The sequence below is a fragment of the Streptomyces sp. NPDC003032 genome, from assembly GCF_053591415.1.
This window is the reverse complement of record NZ_JBSFTT010000009.1, coordinates 247,741-264,941: the sequence shown is the minus strand read 5'-3', so window position 1 is coordinate 264,941 and position 17,201 is coordinate 247,741. Positions and strand designations below refer to the sequence as shown.

The window sequence follows — 17,201 nt, the reverse complement described above, 5'->3', positions numbered from 1 at the left end:
CGTCAGGCCGACGGCCTGCCCATCGCGCGGTAGGTCCAGCCCGCCGCCCGCCAGACCTCGGGGTCGAGCGCGTTGCGGCCGTCCAGGATGACCGGGGTCTCCGTCACGGAGGCGAGCGCCGCCGGGTCCAGCTCGCGGAACTCGCGCCACTCCGTGAGGTGCAGGACGACGTCCGCGCCGCGCACCGCGTCCACCGCCGTGTCCGCGTACCCGAGGGTCGGGAAGAGGCGGCGGGCGTTCACCATGCCCTTGGGGTCGTAGACCGTGACCTGCCCGCCCTGGAGGTGGATCTGCCCGGCGACGTTGAGCGCCGGGGAGTCCCGGACGTCGTCGGAGTCCGGCTTGAACGTGGCGCCGAGCACCGCGACCCGCTTGCCGAGGAAGGAGCCGCCGCCCAGCGCCTCACGCGCCATCTCGACCATCTGGCCGCGCCGCCGCATGTTGATGGAGTCGATCTCACGGAGGAAGGTCAGGGCCTGGTCGGCGCCGAGTTCACCGGCGCGCGCCATGAACGCGCGGATGTCCTTGGGCAGGCAGCCCCCGCCGAAGCCGATCCCGGCCCGCAGGAACTTCTTGCCGATCCGGTCGTCGTGCCCGAGCGCCTCCGCGAGCTTCACGACGTCGCCGCCCGCGGCCTCGCAGACCTCCGCCATGGCGTTGATGAAGGAGATCTTCGTGGCGAGGAAGGAGTTGGCGGAGGTCTTCACCAGTTCGGCCGTCGGGAAGTCGGTGACGACGAAGGGCGAGCCCTCCCCGACCGGCGTCGCGTACACCTCGCGCAGCAGCTTCTCGGCGCGCTCGCTGCGTACGCCGACCACGATCCGGTCGGGGTGCAGCGTGTCCTTGACGGCGAAGCCCTCCCGCAGGAACTCCGGGTTCCACGCCAGCTCGACCTCGCCGCCCGCGGGGGCCAGCTCCAGGATGCGGGCCGCGAGGCGGTCCGCGCTGCCGACCGGGACGGTGGACTTGCCGACGACGAGAGCCGCCTTGTGCAGGTGCTTGGCCAGCGACTCCACCGCCGAATCGACGTACGACATGTCACAGGCGTACTCACCGTGCTTCTGCGGGGTGTTCACGCAGATGAAGTGGACGTCGCCGAAGTCGGCGACCTCCGCCCAGTCCATGGTGAAGCGCAGCCGCCCGCTGGAGCCCTCGATGCCCGCGACATGCTTGCGCAGCAGCTCCTCGAGGCCGGGCTCGTACATCGGGACCTCGCCCCGCTGGAGCATGTCGACCTTCTCGGGCACGACGTCGAGACCGAGGACCTCGAAACCGAGTTCGGCCATGGCCGCGGCGTGCGTGGCGCCGAGATAGCCGGTGCCGATCACGGTGATCTTGAGGGCCATGCGGTGCTCCAGAGGGTCTGCGGGGCTTACGGCTGCGGTGCGCTGCCGAGCATAGTCGGGCGTATTCGAGCCGCTCACCGGGCACGTTTGCCGCTGTCGCCAAGCTCACGTATGCGTCGTGCGGGTGACAGCACTAAAATTTGGGTTACTTAACGGTAATTAGCATCCTTGGAGCGTGAGAGACCTTGGCCGGATCGGCTGATTTCGACCTGTACCGCCCGTCCGAGGAGCACGACATGCTCCGGGACGCGATCCGCTCGCTGGCCGAGGCGAAGATCGCGCCGTTCGCCGCCGCGGTGGACGAGGAGGCCCGCTTCCCGCAGGAGGCCCTCGACGCGCTGGTCGCGGGCGACCTGCACGCCGTGCACGTGCCGGAGAGCTACGGCGGTTCGGGCGCCGACGCCCTGGCGACCGTCATCGTCATCGAGGAGGTGGCGCGCGTCTGCGCCTCGTCCTCCCTCATTCCGGCCGTGAACAAGCTCGGCTCGCTCCCCGTCATCCTCTCCGGCTCCGAGGAGCTGAAGAAGAAGTACATGACGCCGCTCGCCAAGGGCGAGGGCATGTTCTCGTACTGCCTGTCCGAGCCCGACGCGGGTTCGGACGCCGCCGGGATGAAGACGAAGGCGGTCCGCGACGGCGACTCGTACGTCCTCAACGGCGTGAAGCGCTGGATCACCAACGCCGGCGTCTCCGAGTACTACACGGTCATGGCCGTCACCGACCCGGCCAAGCGCTCGAAGGGCATCTCCGCGTTCGTCGTCGAGAAGTCGGACGAGGGCGTCTCCTTCGGCGCCCCGGAGCGGAAGCTCGGCATCAAGGGCTCCCCCACCCGCGAGGTCTACCTCGACAACGTCCGCATCCCCGCCGACCGCATGATCGGCGAGGAGGGCACGGGCTTCGCGACGGCCATGAAGACCCTGGACCACACCCGCATCACCATCGCGGCGCAGGCCCTCGGCATCGCGCAGGGCGCCCTCGACTACGCCAAGGGCTATGTCCAGGAGCGCAAGCAGTTCGGCAAGCCGATCGCCGACTTCCAGGGCGTCCAGTTCATGCTCGCCGACATGGCGATGAAGATCGAGGCGGCACGCCAGCTCACGTACGCGGCCGCGGCCAAGTCGGAGCGCGTCGCCGCCGGAGGTGGAGAGAGGGGCCTCACCTTCCAGGGCGCCGCCGCCAAGTGCTTCGCCTCGGACGTCGCGATGGAGGTCACCACGGACGCCGTCCAGCTCCTCGGCGGCTACGGCTACACCCGTGACTACCCCGTCGAGCGGATGATGCGCGACGCGAAGATCACGCAGATTTATGAGGGCACGAATCAGGTCCAGCGCATCGTGATGGCGCGGAACCTGCCGTAGTCGTACGGGAGTCCGGATACGTCGATGGGGTGCCGCCCGGCCGGGTGGCACCCCATCGGCGTGTCCGGGGGCGGTCAGCCGTCCAGCTGTTGCAGTGTCGCGATGGACGGGCCCCTGCGCGTCTGCTCGTCGCGCGCCACGTCCTCCGCCGCGCCAAGGACCCGCACCGCGTTCTGCCACGTCAGCTTGGACAGGTCGGGCTTCGACCAGCCTCGGGTGAGCAGCTCCGCGATGAGGTTCGGGTAGCCCGCCACGTCGTCAAGGCCGTCGGGGGTGAACGCCGTGCCGTCGTAGTCTCCGCCGATGCCGATGTGGTCGATGCCCGCCACCTCGCGCATGTGGTCGAGGTGGTCGGCGACCGTGGCCGTCGTCGCGACGGGACGGGGCGTCGACTCCTCGAACGCCGCGTGGACCCGCATGGCCTCCGGTGTCGTGTCGAGGTGGTGGAAGCCGTGGGCGCGCATGTTCTCGTCGGCGGCCAGGGTCCAGTCGACCGCCGCCTGGAGTACGAACTTCGGTACGAAGGTCGCCATCGCCACGCCGCCGTTGGCGGGCAGCCGCTCCAGGACGTCGTCGGGGATGTTGCGCGGGTGGTCGCAGACGGCCCGCGACGAGGAGTGCGAGAAGATCACCGGAGCCACCGTGGTGTCCAGGGCCGCCCGCATCGTCTCCGCCGCCACGTGGGAGAGGTCGACCAGCATGCCGACGCGGTTCATCTCGCGGACCACCTCGTGGCCGAACGGCGACAGGCCGCCGACCCCGGGCTCGTCCGTCGCCGAGTCCGCCCACGCGATGTTGTCGTTGTGCGTGAGCGTCATGTAGCGGACGCCGAGCGTGTGCAGCGCCCGCAGCGTGGCGAGGGAGTTGTTGATGGAGTGGCCGCCCTCGGCACCCATGAGGCACGCGATGCGGCCCTCGGCGCGGGCCTTCTCCATGTCCGCCGCCGTGAGCGCGCGGGCCAGGTCCGCCGGGTGGCGGGCCACCAACTGCTCGACGCAGTCGACCTGTTCGAGAGTGGCGCTCACCGCCGCGTCGCCGGTCAGGTCCGTACGGACGTACACCGACCAGAACTGCGCGCCGACGCCGCCGGCGCGCAGCCGGGCGATGTCCGTGTGCAGACTGCCCGTCTGGTCCGCCGCGATGTCGAGGCGGTCGAGGTCGTAGCCCGCCTTCTCGCGCAGGGCCCACGGCAGGTCGTTGTGGCCGTCGACGACGGGGAAGTCGGCGAGGAGGGCGCGTGCTTCGTCGAGGGCGCGTACTTCATCGGGGGGTGTCATGCGATCACTTTCCCGAACCGAAGCCGAATCCGGAACCCGCCCCCTCGGCCTTGGCCCGCAGCCGCTTTCCCTTCTCCGTCGCCTGGTCGTTCAGCTCCTGCTGGAACTCCCGCATGCGGGAGAGGAGTTCGGCGTCGTGCGCCGCCAGCATGCGGGCCGCGAGCAGGCCCGCGTTGCGCGCGCCGCCGATCGAGACGGTCGCCACCGGGACACCCGCCGGCATCTGCACGATGGACAGGAGGCTGTCCATGCCGTCCAGGTACTTCAGCGGGACCGGCACGCCGATCACCGGCAGCGGGGTCACCGAGGCGAGCATGCCGGGCAGGTGGGCGGCGCCGCCCGCGCCCGCGATCAGCGCCTTCAGACCACGGTCCGCCGCCTGCTCGCCGTACGCGATCATCTCGTGCGGCATGCGGTGCGCGGAGAGGACGTCGACCTCGTAGGGGATCTCGAACTCGTCGAGGGCCTTGGCGGCGCCCTCCATGACGGTCCAGTCCGAGTCGGAACCCATGGCGATGCCGATCAGGGGGGAGCTCATTCGGTGATCGTTCCTCTGAGGTAGCCGGCTGCGTGGCGGGCGCGGTCGAGGACCTCGTCCAGATCGTCGCCGTAGGTGTTGACGTGGCCGACCTTGCGGCCGGGCTTCACGTCCTTGCCGTACATGTGGATCTTGAGCTGCGGGTCGCGGGCCATGCAGTGCAGATACGCGGCGTACATGTCGGGGTAGTCACCGCCGAGCACATTGGCCATCACGGTCCACTTGGCGCGCGGGCGGGGGTCGCCGAGCGGCAGGTCGAGCACCGCGCGGACGTGGTTGGCGAACTGGGAGGTGATCGCGCCGTCCTGCGTCCAGTGCCCGGAGTTGTGCGGGCGCATCGCCAGTTCGTTGACGAGGATGCCGGGCTTCCCGTCGGGTCCGGTCGTCTCGAAGAGTTCGACCGCGAGGTGGCCGACCACGCCCAGCTCCTTGGCGACGCGCAGCGCCAGCTCCTGCGCCTGGCCCGCGAGGTCCTGGGAGAGGCCGGGCGCCGGGGCGATCACCGTGTCGCAGACGCCGTCGACCTGCTGGGACTCGACGACGGGGTAGGCGACGGCCTGGCCGTGCGGCGAGCGGACGACGTTCGCCGCCAGTTCGCGTACGAAGTCGACCTTCTCCTCGGCGAGCACCGGGACGCCGGCCCGGAAGGGCTCTTCGGCGTCCTCGACGCGGCGCACGAACCACACCCCCTTCCCGTCATAGCCGCCCCGCACCGTCTTGAGGATCACGGGGAAGCCGTCGCCGCCGTCCGTTGCGCCCTCGGCCGCGAAGGCGGCCACGTCGGCCGGGTCCCTCACGATCCGGTGGCGCGGGCACGGCACGCCGATCTCCATGAGCCTCTCGCGCATCACGCCCTTGTCCTGGGCGTGCACCAACGCGTCGGGCCCCGGGCGCACGGGGATGCCGTCCGCCTCCAGGGCCCTGAGGTGCTCGGTGGGTACGTGTTCGTGATCGAAGGTGATCACGTCGCAGCCCCGCGCGAAGTCACGCAGCGTGTCGAGGTCGCGATAGTCGCCGATGACGACTTCGCTGACGACCTGCGCAGCGGAATCCTGCGGGGTGTCACTGAGGAGCTTGAACTTGAGGCCGAGGGGGATGCCCGCCTCGTGGGTCATGCGGGCGAGCTGACCGCCGCCGACCATGCCGACTACCGGGAACGTCACGCCCCCAGGGTATCGGCCGGTCCCGGCCACCCGGGAACGGCCGGTTCCCGCTGTCCCCCGGCCCCTGCCGTCACAGCGGCGGCACGGTGTCCGGGCGCCCCCGCGCGCCGGGGATGCCCGCTGGTTAGCATGGCTGGGTCGACACGACCGAAACACCAATCCGTCGACACGTACATGACCGGTACGAAACGCTCGACCGGTACGAATCGACGGGGGCTGGGGCGACCACCATGACGGAACGGGGCGCACTACGGGTGCGACTGGACCAGCTGGCGCGTGAGGTCGCCAAGTTCGGGGCCGTGGGGGCGGTCGGGACCCTGGTCAACTTCGGGGTCTTCAACCTCGTACGACATGTCACGGATCTGCACGTGGTGCGCGCGAGCGTGATCGCCACGGTCGTCGCCATCGTCTTCAACTACGTGGGGTTCCGCTACTTCACGTACAAGGACCGTGACAAGAGCGGGCGCACCAAGGAACTCACCCTCTTCCTGCTGTTCAGCTCGGTCGGCCTGGTGATCGAGAACGGCGTGCTCTACGCGGCGACGTACTGGTTCGGCTGGGACGGCAGGCTCCAGGCCAACTTCTTCAAGTTCCTCGGCATGGGCATCGCCACGCTCTTCCGCTTCTGGTCGTACCGCACGTGGGTGTTCAAGGCGCTGCCCGTGCGGGAGGCCGTCGCGCATGCGGAATCGTTCCTGGAGAAGCCGGGTCCGGAGAAGCCGGGTCCGGAGGAGTCGGACCCGGAGGGGTCGGGCGAGCGGCCTGTGGCGCGGCGCGCGAGCTGACGCGGGGCCGTTCGTCCCGGGACGGCCGCCTCATCTGACCCTCACCTGACCGTCTCGCTCACGGCGTCCGTCCTGGACATCGGCGTACGCGACAGGAAGAGGCCGAAGATCGGCGGCTTCGTCTGCAGCATCTCCAGGCGGCCACCGTCGGCCTCGGCCAGATCCCGGGCCACCGCGAGGCCGATTCCCGTCGAGTTGCGGCCGCTGATGGTCCGCTCGAAGATCCGCGCCCCGAGGTCCGGCGGCACGCCGGGGCCCTCATCGGTGACCTCGATGACCGCCTGGTTGCCGGTGACGCGGGTACGCAGGGCGACCGTGCCGCCGCCGTGCATCAGGGAGTTCTCGATCAGCGCGGCGAGGACCTGCGCCACCGCGCCCGGCGTGCCGACCGCCTCCAGGTGCCGCTTGCCCGAGCTGACGATGGCGCGGCCCACGCTGCGGTAGGCGGGGCGCCACTCCTCCAGCTGCTGCTTGATGACCTCCTCCAGGTCGAAGGTGACGGCGGAGCCGGTGCGGGGGTCGCGGGAGTTGGTGAGCAGCCGCTCCACGACGTCGGTCAGCCGCTCCACCTGCGCCAGCGCGATCGTCGCCTCCTCCTTCACCGTGTCCAGCTCGTCGGTGACGGTGATCTCCTCCAGGCGCATCGACAGCGCGGTCAGCGGTGTGCGCAGCTGGTGGGAGGCGTCGGCGGCGAGGCGCCGTTCGGCGGTCAGCATGCGGCCGATCCGGTCGGCCGACGCGTCCAGGACGTCGGCGACGCGGTCCAGCTCCGGCACGCCGTACCGCTTGTGGCGGGGCCGGGAGTCGCCTGAGCCGAGGCGCTCCGCGGTCTCGGCGAGGTCGGTGAGCGGCGACGCGAGGCGGTTGGCCTGACGCACCGCGAGCAGCACCGCCGCGACGATCGCGAGCAGCGCCACGGCGGCGATGATCAGCAGCGTGCGGCCGACCTCCCGGGTGACCGCGGCGCGGGGCTCCTGGACGGTGACCTCCTCGCCCTGCTCGCCGGGGCGGGTGGCGCTGATCACGTCGCCGGAGGGGCGCTTGCCGATCTCGATGGGCTTGCGGCCCGGGATATCGATGCGCGCGTACCGGTCGGTGGCGACCTGGTCGCGCAGGATGCCGCCGCTGATCCGCTCATCGCTGATGAGCCGGCTGTCCACGATGCTGGCGAGACGCAGCGCCTCGGATTCGACGCGTTCCTGGGCGCTGCTGCTGATGGTCCTCGTCTCGACGATGACGAGGCTCACCCCGAAGACGGCGATCACTACGAGGACGACGGCGAGGGTGGAGTTGATCAGTCGGCGGCGCATTTACTCAGTGTCGCGGATGCGGGTGCGGGACGTCCTTGCCAGCCGTCGACGGCCCGGCGGCGGCCAACCGGCCCAAGCCCCGCAGACGCGTCTGCCTACGGCGCGTTCGACGGCGGGTGCGGACCGCCCTCGGTTGCTCGCGCAGTTCCCCGCGCCCCTGGGGGGCGCCACCCTGACGCCCCTGCGGAGGAGCGCCCCGTAAGGGGCGCGGGGAACTGCGCGGCCAGCCGTCGACGGCCCGCAGGGGCCAATGGTCCGGGGCCTCGCAGACGCGTCTGCCTACGGCGGTTCGACGGCGGGCGCGGCGGTCGTCGTGGTTGCTCGCGCAGTTCCCCGCGCCTCTGGGGGGCGCCACCCCTGACGCCCCTCAGGAAAAACGGGCAGGCCCCCGGCGGGGTGGGCCTCAGCTCTTTTCGAAGCGGAAACCTACGCCCCGCACCGTCGCGATGTACCGAGGATTCGCCGCGTCGTCGCCCAGCTTCTTGCGGAGCCAGGAGATGTGCATGTCCAGCGTCTTGGTGGACGACCACCACGTCGTGTCCCAGACCTCCCGCATCAGCTGGTCGCGCGTGACGACCCGGCCCGCGTCGCGCACCAGGACCCGGAGCAGGTCGAACTCCTTGGCGGTGAGCTGGAGTTCGTCGTCGCCCATCCAGGCCCGGTGCGACTCGACGTCGATCCGTACGCCGTGCGTCGCGGGCGCCTCCTTGTGCTCGGTGGCGCCCCGCCGGAGCAGGGCCCTGACCCGGGCGAGCAGCTCGGCGAGGCGGAAGGGCTTGGTCACGTAGTCGTCGGCGCCCGCGTCCAGGCCGACGACGGTGTCCACCTCGTCGGCGCGCGCGGTCAGGATGAGGATCGGCACCGTGAGCCCGTCGGCGCGCAGCCGCCGGGCGACCTCCAGGCCGTCCATGCCGGGCAGCCCCAGGTCCAGCACGACAAGATCGACGCCGCCCTGCAGTCCTGCGTCGAGGGCGGTCGGGCCGTCCTCACGCACTTCGACCTCGTAACCCTCCCTGCGCAGGGCGCGGGCCAGCGGCTCCGAGATGGACGCGTCGTCCTCGGCGAGCAGTACACGGGTCATGGGGTGATGGTAGTCCGCAGTGGACAAGCGTCGTGCGTTGATCGCACAGTGAGGGTCAGCCCCTGCGGCTATGGGATGCGATTCTGGGAAACACCTTTGATTGTGCGCTGTTGGTTGCAGCGAAACCTGTGATCCATCTCTCAAGTCCTTCCATATGCATCCCTGTGGTGTCGTATGGTGACCCAACGCCTGATGCACTACTCAAGGACCTTTGGCCCGCTGTGCGCGCCTTAGGTCTCTTTTATGTGCGGGCCGGCTGCGGCCAGCCTTGAAAGGAATGACCTGTGGTCGGGCCCTGCGCGCGAGGATGCGCCAGGGTGTGGATCCCGGAGTCGCCGTCCCTCACCCCTTGACCGGGGTGAATCTCCCCTGGGCGTGGGGTTGGACGGTGCGGCACCGGTGCCGACCGCCCCCCACCGGGCGCGCTCACGCTCCTGCCGCGCGTCCCGAACCCACGAGGATCGACCCATGGCGTCCAGCCTGACGAAGGACTCCGCCAGTACCCCTGGCTCCGAGAAGACCTTCTTCGGCCACCCCCGCGGACTGGCCACACTTTTCATGACCGAGATGTGGGAGCGCTACAGCTTCTACGGCATGAAGGCACTTCTCCCGCTTTACCTGATCGCCCCCGGCGGCATGAGCATGAGTGCCACCACGGCGACGGCGATCTACTCCGTCTACATGTCGATGGTCTACCTGCTCGCCCTGCCCGGCGGCTGGATGGCCGACCGCTTCTGGGGTCCGCGCAAGACGGTCGTCATCGGTGCCTGCGTCGTCATCCTCGGCCACATCACCCTCGCGCTGCCGAACTCGGCGTCCTTCTTCGCCGGCCTCGCGCTCGTCGCGCTCGGCTCCGGCCTGCTGAAGGCGAACATCTCCGTGATGGTCGGCCACCTCTACGACGGTCCGAAGGACCCGCGTCGCGACGGTGGCTTCACGCTCTTCTACATCGGCATCAACCTCGGCGCCTTCCTCGCCCCGCTCTCCATCGGCACGGTCGGCGAGAGCGTCAACTGGCACCTCGGCTTCGCGCTCGCCGCGGCCGGCATGGCGCTCGGCCTCGCCCAGTTCATGCTCGGCTCGCGCCACCTGAGCGCGCAGAGCAGCGTGATCTCCCAGCCCGCGACGGCCGAGCAGCGCTCCTCCGCCCTGCGCACCGGCCTGATCTGGCTGATCGTCGCCGCCGCGCTCTACACGCTGATGGGCGTGACCGGGAACTTCGCCGACTGGGCCCTGATGCCCCTCATCATCGCCGGTCTGGTCATCCCGATCGCCGTCCTGGGCCGCATGAAGCGCGACAAGGAGCTGAGCGCCCTCGAGCAGTCCAAGCTGTCGGGTTACATCTGGTTCTTCGTGGTCGCCGCCGTCTTCTGGATGATCTACGACCAGAACGGCTCGACCCTCTCGATCTTCGGCAAGACCGCGACGACGAACAACCTCCTCGGCTTCGACTTCCCGACGTCCTGGTACCAGTCGCTGAACCCGATCTTCATCATGGCGCTCGCCCCCGTGGTCGCCTCGGCGTGGCTGTGGCTGAACAAGCGGGGCAAGGAGCCGAGCACGGCCGTCAAGTTCGCGTCCAGCCTCACGCTGATCGGCATCTCCTTCGCCGTCTTCCTGATCCCGCTGATCGACACCGCCAACAACGGCGGCCGGGTCAGCCCGATGTGGCTCGTGGCGATCTACTTCATCCAGACCGTCGGCGAGCTCTGCCTCTCCCCGGTCGGCCTGTCGCTCACCACGAAGATGGCCCCGGAGAAGTACAGCGCCCAGATGATGGGTGTCTGGTTCCTCGCGGTCACCGCGGGCGACTCCGTGACGGGCCTGCTGACGTCCCCGCAGCTCGGCGTCGACCTGAACAATTCGGGCGCGGTCGCCATCGAGGCGGTCATCGCGGTCATCGCGGGCTTCGGGATCTGGACGTCCCGCAAGAAGGTCAAGGGCTTGATGGGCTCGGTGAACTGACCGCTGTCGACCACTGATCAGTGGTCACTGATCCACCCGGTCGGGCCTCGCCCGAACCGAACTGAGGGCCGCCGCACCACCCGGTGCGGTGGCCCTCGGCGTTTCCCGGCGTGACGAGCGGTCTCCCCGTGGAACATCTGCTCCATGCGCCGAACCTTGCTGGCCCTGGTCCTCTGCGGGGCAATGCTGTCGTCCAGTGCCGCCGCCGAGGCGGCCCCCCGCCCGCCGTCCGGGCGGGTCTTCTCCTACGGTCCCCACGCGCGCCAGAACATCACCGTGTACGGGAGCCGGTCCGCGCACCGCCCCGCCCTGATGATCGTGCACGGGGGCTCCTGGGCCAGGGACACCGACTGGAGCGGCTGGGCGCGGTGGTTCGCGGCGCGGGGCTTCACCGTGTACGACACGGACTACCGGCTGATCTCGGACGCGGCCTGGCCCGCCCAGCGCGACGACGTGCTCGCCGCGGTGCGGTGGGTCCGGCAGCGGGAGGGCGGGGAGCGGCCGCTCGTGCTCGGCTCGTCGGCGGGCGGGCACCTCGCCGTGCAGGCCGGCACCTATGGGGCGGGACGCTCGCGGATGCGGGGTGTCGTGGCCCTGTCCCCCGTGGCCTCGCCGTACCGCGCGTGGGCGGACGGTGGGGCGCCGGGTGCGCGCGTCGAGCGGCGGTCGCTGCGAAGGGCCGCCGAGCGGCTCGCGGGGTGCGCGCCGGATCTCGGCGGGATGCGGTGCTGGGAGCGGTGGGACGACCTGGCCGCCAAGACGCATGCCTCCGGTGCGGATGACGCGCCGCTGCTTCTCCTCCACTCCGCCGGTGACTTCGTGCCGCCGGCGCATTCGACGGAGCTGGCGGCGGAGGAGCGGGGGGCCGGCCTGGCGGACGTGACGGTCCGGACACTCTCCGGCTCCGCGCACGGGGGCCGCCTCCTCAAAACCCCGGGCACGCCTCACTCGGTACTCCGCTGGCTGCGGGCCCACGCTTAGCGCTCTCGTCCGCCTCCCGGGGCCCTCTGTGGTGGTGCGGGTCGTTTTTGGGTTGCTCGCGCAGTTCCCCGCGCCCCTTACGGGGCACTCCTCCCTAGCCCAGTGTCAGCGTAGGGAACGCCTCCGCTTCGGCAAGAACGTGAAGACCGCGCCGCCCAGCAGAATCACCGTCCCGGCGACCAGCCCCAGCGCGCGCAGCGACCCGTCGCCCTCCGCGCCGGTCTCCGCGAGGCCGCCGCCCCCGGAGTCGGAGCCCCCCGCAGAACCGCCCGCGGAACCGCCGCTGGACGACCCTCCGGACGCCCCGCCCGGCTGGGCCTCCGTGTCGAGTTCCAGAGAGACCTCGCTCTCGGCGGGCGTACACGTCGTCGTCGTACCCAGCGCCTTGACGGTCAGGACGCCCGGCGAGAGCGTCGACTTGCCGTCCGCCCCCGGCTTGTACGTGCCGGTCAGGTCAGGGACGCTGATGGGCGTCCCGGATTTGATGGGCTCCTTGTTGGTCGCGCCCTCGACATGCACCGTGCCCTTGTCGGCGCCGCCGAGCCTCACCTCCATGGACGGCTTCACGGAGTCCGCGGGGATGTCGGCCGGGCTGTCCATCACGGACTTCTTGAACCGCACGGTCAGGCCGTAGCCGCCGTCGGCCTTCTTGGCGTTGATCTGGACCGGCGAGGTCGCTTCCTTGTCGCCGATGGGCGTCTTGCACTTGTAGGGCGTCTGGACTTCCTTGCCGGGGAAGTCGGTCTCCCCGCCGCCCCCACCGGAGGTGCCCCCACCGGAGGTACCGCCACCGGAGGTACCGCCACTAGAGGTGTCCCCACCCGAGATGCCGCCGCCAGAAGTACCGCCACCCCCCTCCGTCACCTTGATCGTCGCGCCCGCCTTCACAGGCTCCTTGGGCTCGCACTTGGTGTCGGTCGACATCGGCTTGCTGACATTGATGTCGTACGCGTCCGGCGTCAGCGTCACCTCGCCCGCCGCCGTCAGCTTCAGCTTGCCCTTCATGTCGGACAGGACCATCGGGCTGTTCTTCTTGATGGGCGGGTTCTTGCGCTCGCCCTCCACCTTCAGGTCCCCGCTCTGGCCCCCGGCCAGCTTGACCGTGCCGGTCGGTTTCACGGTGTTCTCGTCGAGGTCGAGGATGTCCGGGTTCTTGGACGCGGCCTGCGTCGTCTTCCATACGACGTCGATCTCGTCGCCCACCTTCGCCGTCGCAGGCGCCGTGATCTCCACCTTGGTGGTGCCCTGCACGGGCGGCAGCCCGGAGATCGACGGAGGAACGCACTCCGTCTTGTAAGCGACTTCGGCGGCCCTCGCCGGGCCCGCGGTGAGCAGGACGCCCGCTCCGCCGAGCAGGAGCGCGACCGAGGCCGCGCCCGCTCTCCGTCGATGCGTGATCACGTGTTTCCCTTCGTCGGACTGTTGTCGGACGGTGCGGAGAGCCGGCCTGCGGGTGCGCCGGGGTCTGTGTCGGGGGTGAACCACGGCAGGCCGGTCGCCGACTCCGCCGTGCCGTGGCCGTGCGCGCCGGGACCGTGCGCGCCGGGTCCCCCCGTCCGTTTCGTACGCGGTACGCGATGCGCCTCACGGGCCTTCTGGTCGGCCGCGACCGCCCCCTGCGGCAGCCTCAACCTCGGCAGCCGCTCAGCGAGTCCCGTGGTGAGCCGCCCGGTGCGATGGCGTCCGGCACGGGAGGCACGGGAGGCACGGGAGGCACCGCGCCGGTTCGGGCGGAGGCGGTCGACGACGACCATGCCGACGCGGAAGACGGCGGCGGGCACCACGAGGCAGAGCATGAGCCAGAAGACGGTGACGCCCCACGGGCGGCCCACGCCCCACGGCTGCTCGGCGAGGACCTTCCCGCCGAACTTCAGCGAGACCAGATAGTCGCCGTGCGCGCCCGCCGACAGCTCCACCGGCAGCTCGATCCGCGCCTTCTCGCCGGGCGCGATGGTGCCGCGCCACTGATGCTCCTCCCACTGCGGCGCGAACACGCCGTGGGAGGTTCCGACCTGGAAGACGGGGTCCTTGACGGGCGCCGGGCCGACGTTGCCCACCGTGAAGACGAAGGTGCGCCGCGGCGGTGCGCCGAACCAGGTCAGGAGCCCGCTGGAGCCCTCAAGACCGGTGTCGGTGAGGACGGAGAGCTTGCCGCCGCCGGCCTGCTCGGGCAGCGGCTTCACGGGGTGGCCCGCGACCTTGAACGCCGTGTCGGCCCGCGCCTTCTCGCCCGTCACCGTGGCGACGTGGACGACGCAGGGGCAGGGCTCGGGCGGCTCGGCGACGGGGAGCTTCTTGCTGAAGGCGCCGTCCTTGCCGGTGGTGACGGCGCGGCCCTCGGAGTTGGCGCAGGAGTTGGTGCCGCCGATCACGCCCTTGCCGGGCTCGGACTGGCCGCAGATGAGCATCATGAGCAGGGCGTCGGGCCGCCACCCCTCACCTTTGACGGTGACGGACCCACCCTTACCCGCCTCGGACTTGGAGAGCTTCACGGTCGGCTTGTCCGCCGCCGACGCGGATGCCTGCGACAGCCCGTACGGCACCCCCTGCGGCAGCAGCGCGAAGCCGAGCAGCGCGAGGATCACGAAGGCCCACAGGCCGGACCTGTTCCGCTTGCCGTTCACAGTTCCTCTCCCGTCCCCGGCGCCGTCCCCGTCCCCGTCCCCGTCCCCGCTCCGGCCAACTCCCTTACCTGGCAGGGCTCTTGCTCCTGCCCCGGTTCCGACGCCCCGGAGTCACCTCTACGTCTGCGTACGAGGTGAAAGCCGCCACCCGCGACGGCGAGCAGCACCGCGCTCCCGCCCCCCACCACCCCCCACGGCACGAAACGTGCCGACACCGTGGCGGTGTCGCGGGCGCCGCCCGAGGCCGTCGCCGTCAGCCGTACGTCCGCCGCGTCGAGGGCGGGCACGTCCGGCCACGGCTCGGTGAGGGAGATCCGGCGGCCGGGCAGGAGTTCGACGGGCAGTGTGCGGGCGGGGCGGTCGACGAGGGTGCCGAAGACTCCGTCGGCGTGGACCGCGAGCTTCGGGGTCAGCACGGTGTTGCCGCGGTTGACCAGGTCGTACGTGATGCGCTTGCCGTCCGCGTCGACCTTGACGCGCTCGACGGTGAGCGCCGAGAGCGTCGGGCCGCCGACCCGCAGGTGCAGCCGCACGCCCACCGTGCGTCCGCCGCCGCTCGCGACGATCGCCCCGGGGTGGTCGCCGGGGACCGCGCCCGCGGGGACCGTCACCGTGAACGGCACCTCGGCGCGTGTCCTCGGCGGCACCTTCACCCGCCGTTCCGCGAAGCTGATCCACGCCCCCGCGTCCTTCGGCTTGCCCTTGGCCGGGGTGACCGCGAAGGCGCCGGAACCGGTGTTGTCGGCGTCCGCGCCCCGGAGCGACACCGTGCGGGGCCTCGGTCCGGGGTTGGTGACCGACACCGTGTCGTGGAGCACCGTGCCGGGGGCGCCCTCGGCGTAGAAGTAGGGCCGCCCGTCCTTCGCGGGGCGCGTGCCTTCCCCGGCGGAGGGCGTGACGGACCAGGCCGTGGAGCCGGAGCCGGAGCGGGAGCCGGCCGCGTACGCGGGGACCGGGGCCGCCAGCAGCAGGGCGGCGGCGCACAGCGCGGCGGCGCGTGCTGTGGCGGCTCGCGCTGAGGACGGCGTCGGCGGCATCGGCGGCTCCTGGCTCTTCGTTCGGTGGGCCGGGCTGTCGGGCGGGGCTACCGCGAGCGCGCCGCCTGGTTCCTGCGGGTCAGCCAGAGCGCGCCGGCAGCGCCCGCGAGCAGCACGGTGCCGCCGAGGGTGCCGAGCGCGATCGCGGAGTCCGCGGGGCCGGTCTGCGGGAGTTCTCCGCCGCCGGACGTGCTGCCCGACGTACCGTCAGAGCCGGAGCCGGAACCCGTATCGGAACCCGATCCCGAATCGGAACCCGATCCCGAACCGGAGCCGGAACCCGAATCGGAGCCGGAGCCGCCGGAGCCCTTGACGTCCAGTTCGAGCGACGGCTTCGGGTTGTTGGACGGCGTGCACGTGGTCGTCGTACCGAGCGCCTTGATCGTGAGGACCCCGGCGGTGAAGGTGACCTTGCCGCTCTTCTTGGGCGTGTACGTGCCCGACAAGTCACTGATCTTGATGGGGGTGTTGGCGGGGACCGCCTCGGCGTTCGTCGCGCCGGAGACGGGCACGGTGCCGCTCTCCGCGCCGCCCAGCTTGATCACCGCGCTTGGCTTCATCGCGCCCTTGCCGAGCTCCACGGGGCTGGACGAGACGCCTTTCTGGAAGGACATCGTGAGCTTGTAGCCGCTGCCGCTCTTGACGCTCTTGATGTCGATCGGCGAGACGGCGCTCTTGTTCCCGATCGGCGTCTTGCACTGGTAGTCGACGTCCTGGACGGTGGCCTGCGCGGCAGGGGCGGCCATCAGCACCGCTGAGCCGCCGGCCAGGGCGGTGGCAAGCGCGAGCGCGGCCGATTTCTTGTACGACACCTCGTGATCCCCTCATGCCGGTCGTCGTGGCGTGCCGCGGTGCGAAGTAACGTTGAATTACTGACGGCACATCAGATTGGGCGCTCAAGGTACGCCCGGGACCTTGCCGAGGGAAGACAAAAGACGCGCCGGATCGTGGTGATCCGGCGCGTGCGCGAACCGCAGGTAACAGCCGGGGCCCGCGCTAGGCGGGCGGCGCGACCAGCTCCGCCCAGACCGTCTTGCCCGTGGCCCCGGGGGTGCGGACGACCCCCCAGTCCAGACAGAGCCGCTGGACGATGAACATGCCGTGCCCGCCGGGCCGTCCGGCGCGGTGCGGCGTGCGCGGCGCGGGCTGCCCCGCACCCCGGTCGGAGACCTCGATGCGCAGCACCTCGCCGTCGCAGGAGAGCCAGAGCTCGTCCGGGCCTTCGGCGTGCAGGCAGGCGTTCGTGACGAGTTCGGAGACGACGAGCAGAACGTCCTCGGCGGCGGCGCGCCGGTCGGCGCCCTCCGCGGGCAGCCAGCCCCACGCGTGCAGCGCCTGGCGCGTGTAGTCACGGGCGAGCGGGACGATGCCGCTCGCGCCGTTCAGGCTCAGCCGGCGTACCTGGCGAGCCGCGGGCGCCCCGGAAGCCAGATCTGCGGGAGCGTCCGCGACGGCGGCCTCGGAGTCCGGGCCGCGGTCGCCCGGCGAGTAAGGCCGGGTGGTGCTCATCAGCGCTTCACCTCACCGACAAGATGACTGAGCACTCTGGACACGCAGAGGACTCTGGACAAGTAGGGGACTGGGGACGAGTAGGGGACATCGGCTGCTTTGCCGTTCTGACAGATGACGGATCCAGGTCTCTCCTGCCCGGCCGAACCGTGAGAACACCCACTTCTTCGTGCCGGTCCGTGTGACGCTGGTAACGCCATGATCACAGAGAGACAACTGACGCGTAA

15 protein-coding genes are annotated in these 17,201 nt (G+C 70.8%); 4 read left to right on the top strand and 11 right to left on the bottom strand.

Annotated elements, in window-relative coordinates; all coding sequences use genetic code 11:
* Positions 1–2: 2 nt before the first annotated feature.
* Positions 3–1,346 carry a UDP-glucose dehydrogenase family protein gene (locus tag ACWDZ7_RS15870; protein ID WP_451797396.1) on the bottom strand — a complete coding sequence of 448 codons (1,344 nt, stop codon included), beginning with the start codon at positions 1,344–1,346 and terminating at the stop codon, positions 3–5.
* A gap of 185 nt (positions 1,347–1,531) precedes the next feature.
* Here ACWDZ7_RS15870 and ACWDZ7_RS15865 point away from each other — a divergent pair, with 185 nt between their 5' ends.
* A complete protein-coding gene (locus ACWDZ7_RS15865; RefSeq protein ID WP_451797395.1) occupies positions 1,532–2,704 on the top strand; it encodes an acyl-CoA dehydrogenase family protein in 1,173 nt (390 codons plus the stop codon).
* A gap of 74 nt (positions 2,705–2,778) precedes the next feature.
* Here the strand turns inward: ACWDZ7_RS15865 and ACWDZ7_RS15860 are convergent, their stop codons facing one another.
* Genes ACWDZ7_RS15860 through ACWDZ7_RS15850 form a run of 3 tightly spaced genes read right to left on the bottom strand, consistent with a single transcriptional unit; the run spans position 2,779 to position 5,682 of the window.
* Positions 2,779–3,981 (bottom strand): dipeptidase, encoded by a 1,203-nt coding sequence (locus ACWDZ7_RS15860; protein WP_451797393.1) that lies wholly within the window; start codon positions 3,979–3,981, stop codon positions 2,779–2,781.
* 4 nt (positions 3,982–3,985) lie between these two features.
* Positions 3,986–4,519, bottom strand: a complete 534-nt coding sequence (gene purE, locus ACWDZ7_RS15855; protein ID WP_451797392.1) for a 5-(carboxyamino)imidazole ribonucleotide mutase — start codon at positions 4,517–4,519, stop codon at positions 3,986–3,988.
* Complete coding sequence (locus tag ACWDZ7_RS15850) at positions 4,516–5,682, bottom strand: 5-(carboxyamino)imidazole ribonucleotide synthase (RefSeq protein WP_451797390.1); 1,167 nt, start codon at positions 5,680–5,682, stop codon at positions 4,516–4,518. Before ACWDZ7_RS15850 ends, purE begins: the two co-directional genes overlap by 4 nt.
* 230 nt (positions 5,683–5,912) lie before the next feature.
* On the opposite strand from ACWDZ7_RS15850, the gene ACWDZ7_RS15845 reads away from it, so the two are divergent.
* Positions 5,913–6,467 carry a GtrA family protein gene (locus ACWDZ7_RS15845; protein WP_451797389.1) on the top strand — a complete coding sequence of 185 codons (555 nt, stop codon included), beginning with the start codon at positions 5,913–5,915 and terminating at the stop codon, positions 6,465–6,467.
* A 41-nt stretch (positions 6,468–6,508) separates the two neighbouring features.
* Here the strand turns inward: ACWDZ7_RS15845 and ACWDZ7_RS15840 are convergent, their stop codons facing one another.
* Both ACWDZ7_RS15840 and ACWDZ7_RS15835 read right to left on the bottom strand, forming a co-directional pair.
* Positions 6,509–7,777, bottom strand: a complete 1,269-nt coding sequence (locus tag ACWDZ7_RS15840) for an ATP-binding protein (RefSeq protein WP_451797388.1) — start codon at positions 7,775–7,777, stop codon at positions 6,509–6,511.
* A 403-nt stretch (positions 7,778–8,180) separates the two neighbouring features.
* Positions 8,181–8,858, bottom strand: a complete 678-nt coding sequence (locus ACWDZ7_RS15835; RefSeq protein ID WP_451797386.1) for a response regulator transcription factor — start codon at positions 8,856–8,858, stop codon at positions 8,181–8,183.
* Between the two features lie 468 nt (positions 8,859–9,326).
* Between ACWDZ7_RS15835 and ACWDZ7_RS15830 the strand changes: the two genes are divergently transcribed.
* Both ACWDZ7_RS15830 and ACWDZ7_RS15825 read left to right on the top strand, forming a co-directional pair.
* Entirely contained in the window at positions 9,327–10,823 is a 1,497-nt protein-coding gene (locus ACWDZ7_RS15830) for a peptide MFS transporter (RefSeq protein WP_451797385.1), read from the top strand.
* Between the two features lie 144 nt (positions 10,824–10,967).
* Complete coding sequence (locus ACWDZ7_RS15825) at positions 10,968–11,804, top strand: alpha/beta hydrolase family protein (RefSeq protein ID WP_451797384.1); 837 nt, start codon at positions 10,968–10,970, stop codon at positions 11,802–11,804.
* Between the two features lie 105 nt (positions 11,805–11,909).
* Here the strand turns inward: ACWDZ7_RS15825 and ACWDZ7_RS15820 are convergent, their stop codons facing one another.
* The 5 genes from ACWDZ7_RS15820 to ACWDZ7_RS15800 form a co-directional block, all read right to left on the bottom strand.
* Positions 11,910–13,202, bottom strand: a complete 1,293-nt coding sequence (locus tag ACWDZ7_RS15820) for a hypothetical protein (RefSeq protein ID WP_451797465.1) — start codon at positions 13,200–13,202, stop codon at positions 11,910–11,912.
* The gene (locus tag ACWDZ7_RS15815) at positions 13,202–14,428 is read right to left on the bottom strand and encodes a hypothetical protein (protein ID WP_451797382.1); all 1,227 of its coding nucleotides are present in this window, start codon (positions 14,426–14,428) and stop codon (positions 13,202–13,204) included. The genes ACWDZ7_RS15820 and ACWDZ7_RS15815 overlap by 1 nt, the downstream gene beginning before the upstream one ends.
* Positions 14,425–15,465, bottom strand: coding sequence for a hypothetical protein (locus ACWDZ7_RS15810; RefSeq protein WP_451797381.1), 1,041 nt, complete (start codon positions 15,463–15,465; stop codon positions 14,425–14,427). The genes ACWDZ7_RS15815 and ACWDZ7_RS15810 overlap by 4 nt, the downstream gene beginning before the upstream one ends.
* Positions 15,466–15,512: 47 nt before the next feature.
* Positions 15,513–16,277 (bottom strand): LPXTG cell wall anchor domain-containing protein, encoded by a 765-nt coding sequence (locus ACWDZ7_RS15805; protein WP_451797379.1) that lies wholly within the window; start codon positions 16,275–16,277, stop codon positions 15,513–15,515.
* Positions 16,278–16,461: 184 nt separating this feature from the next.
* A complete protein-coding gene (locus ACWDZ7_RS15800; RefSeq protein WP_451797377.1) occupies positions 16,462–16,974 on the bottom strand; it encodes an ATP-binding protein in 513 nt (170 codons plus the stop codon).
* Positions 16,975–17,201: the final 227 nt, after the last annotated feature.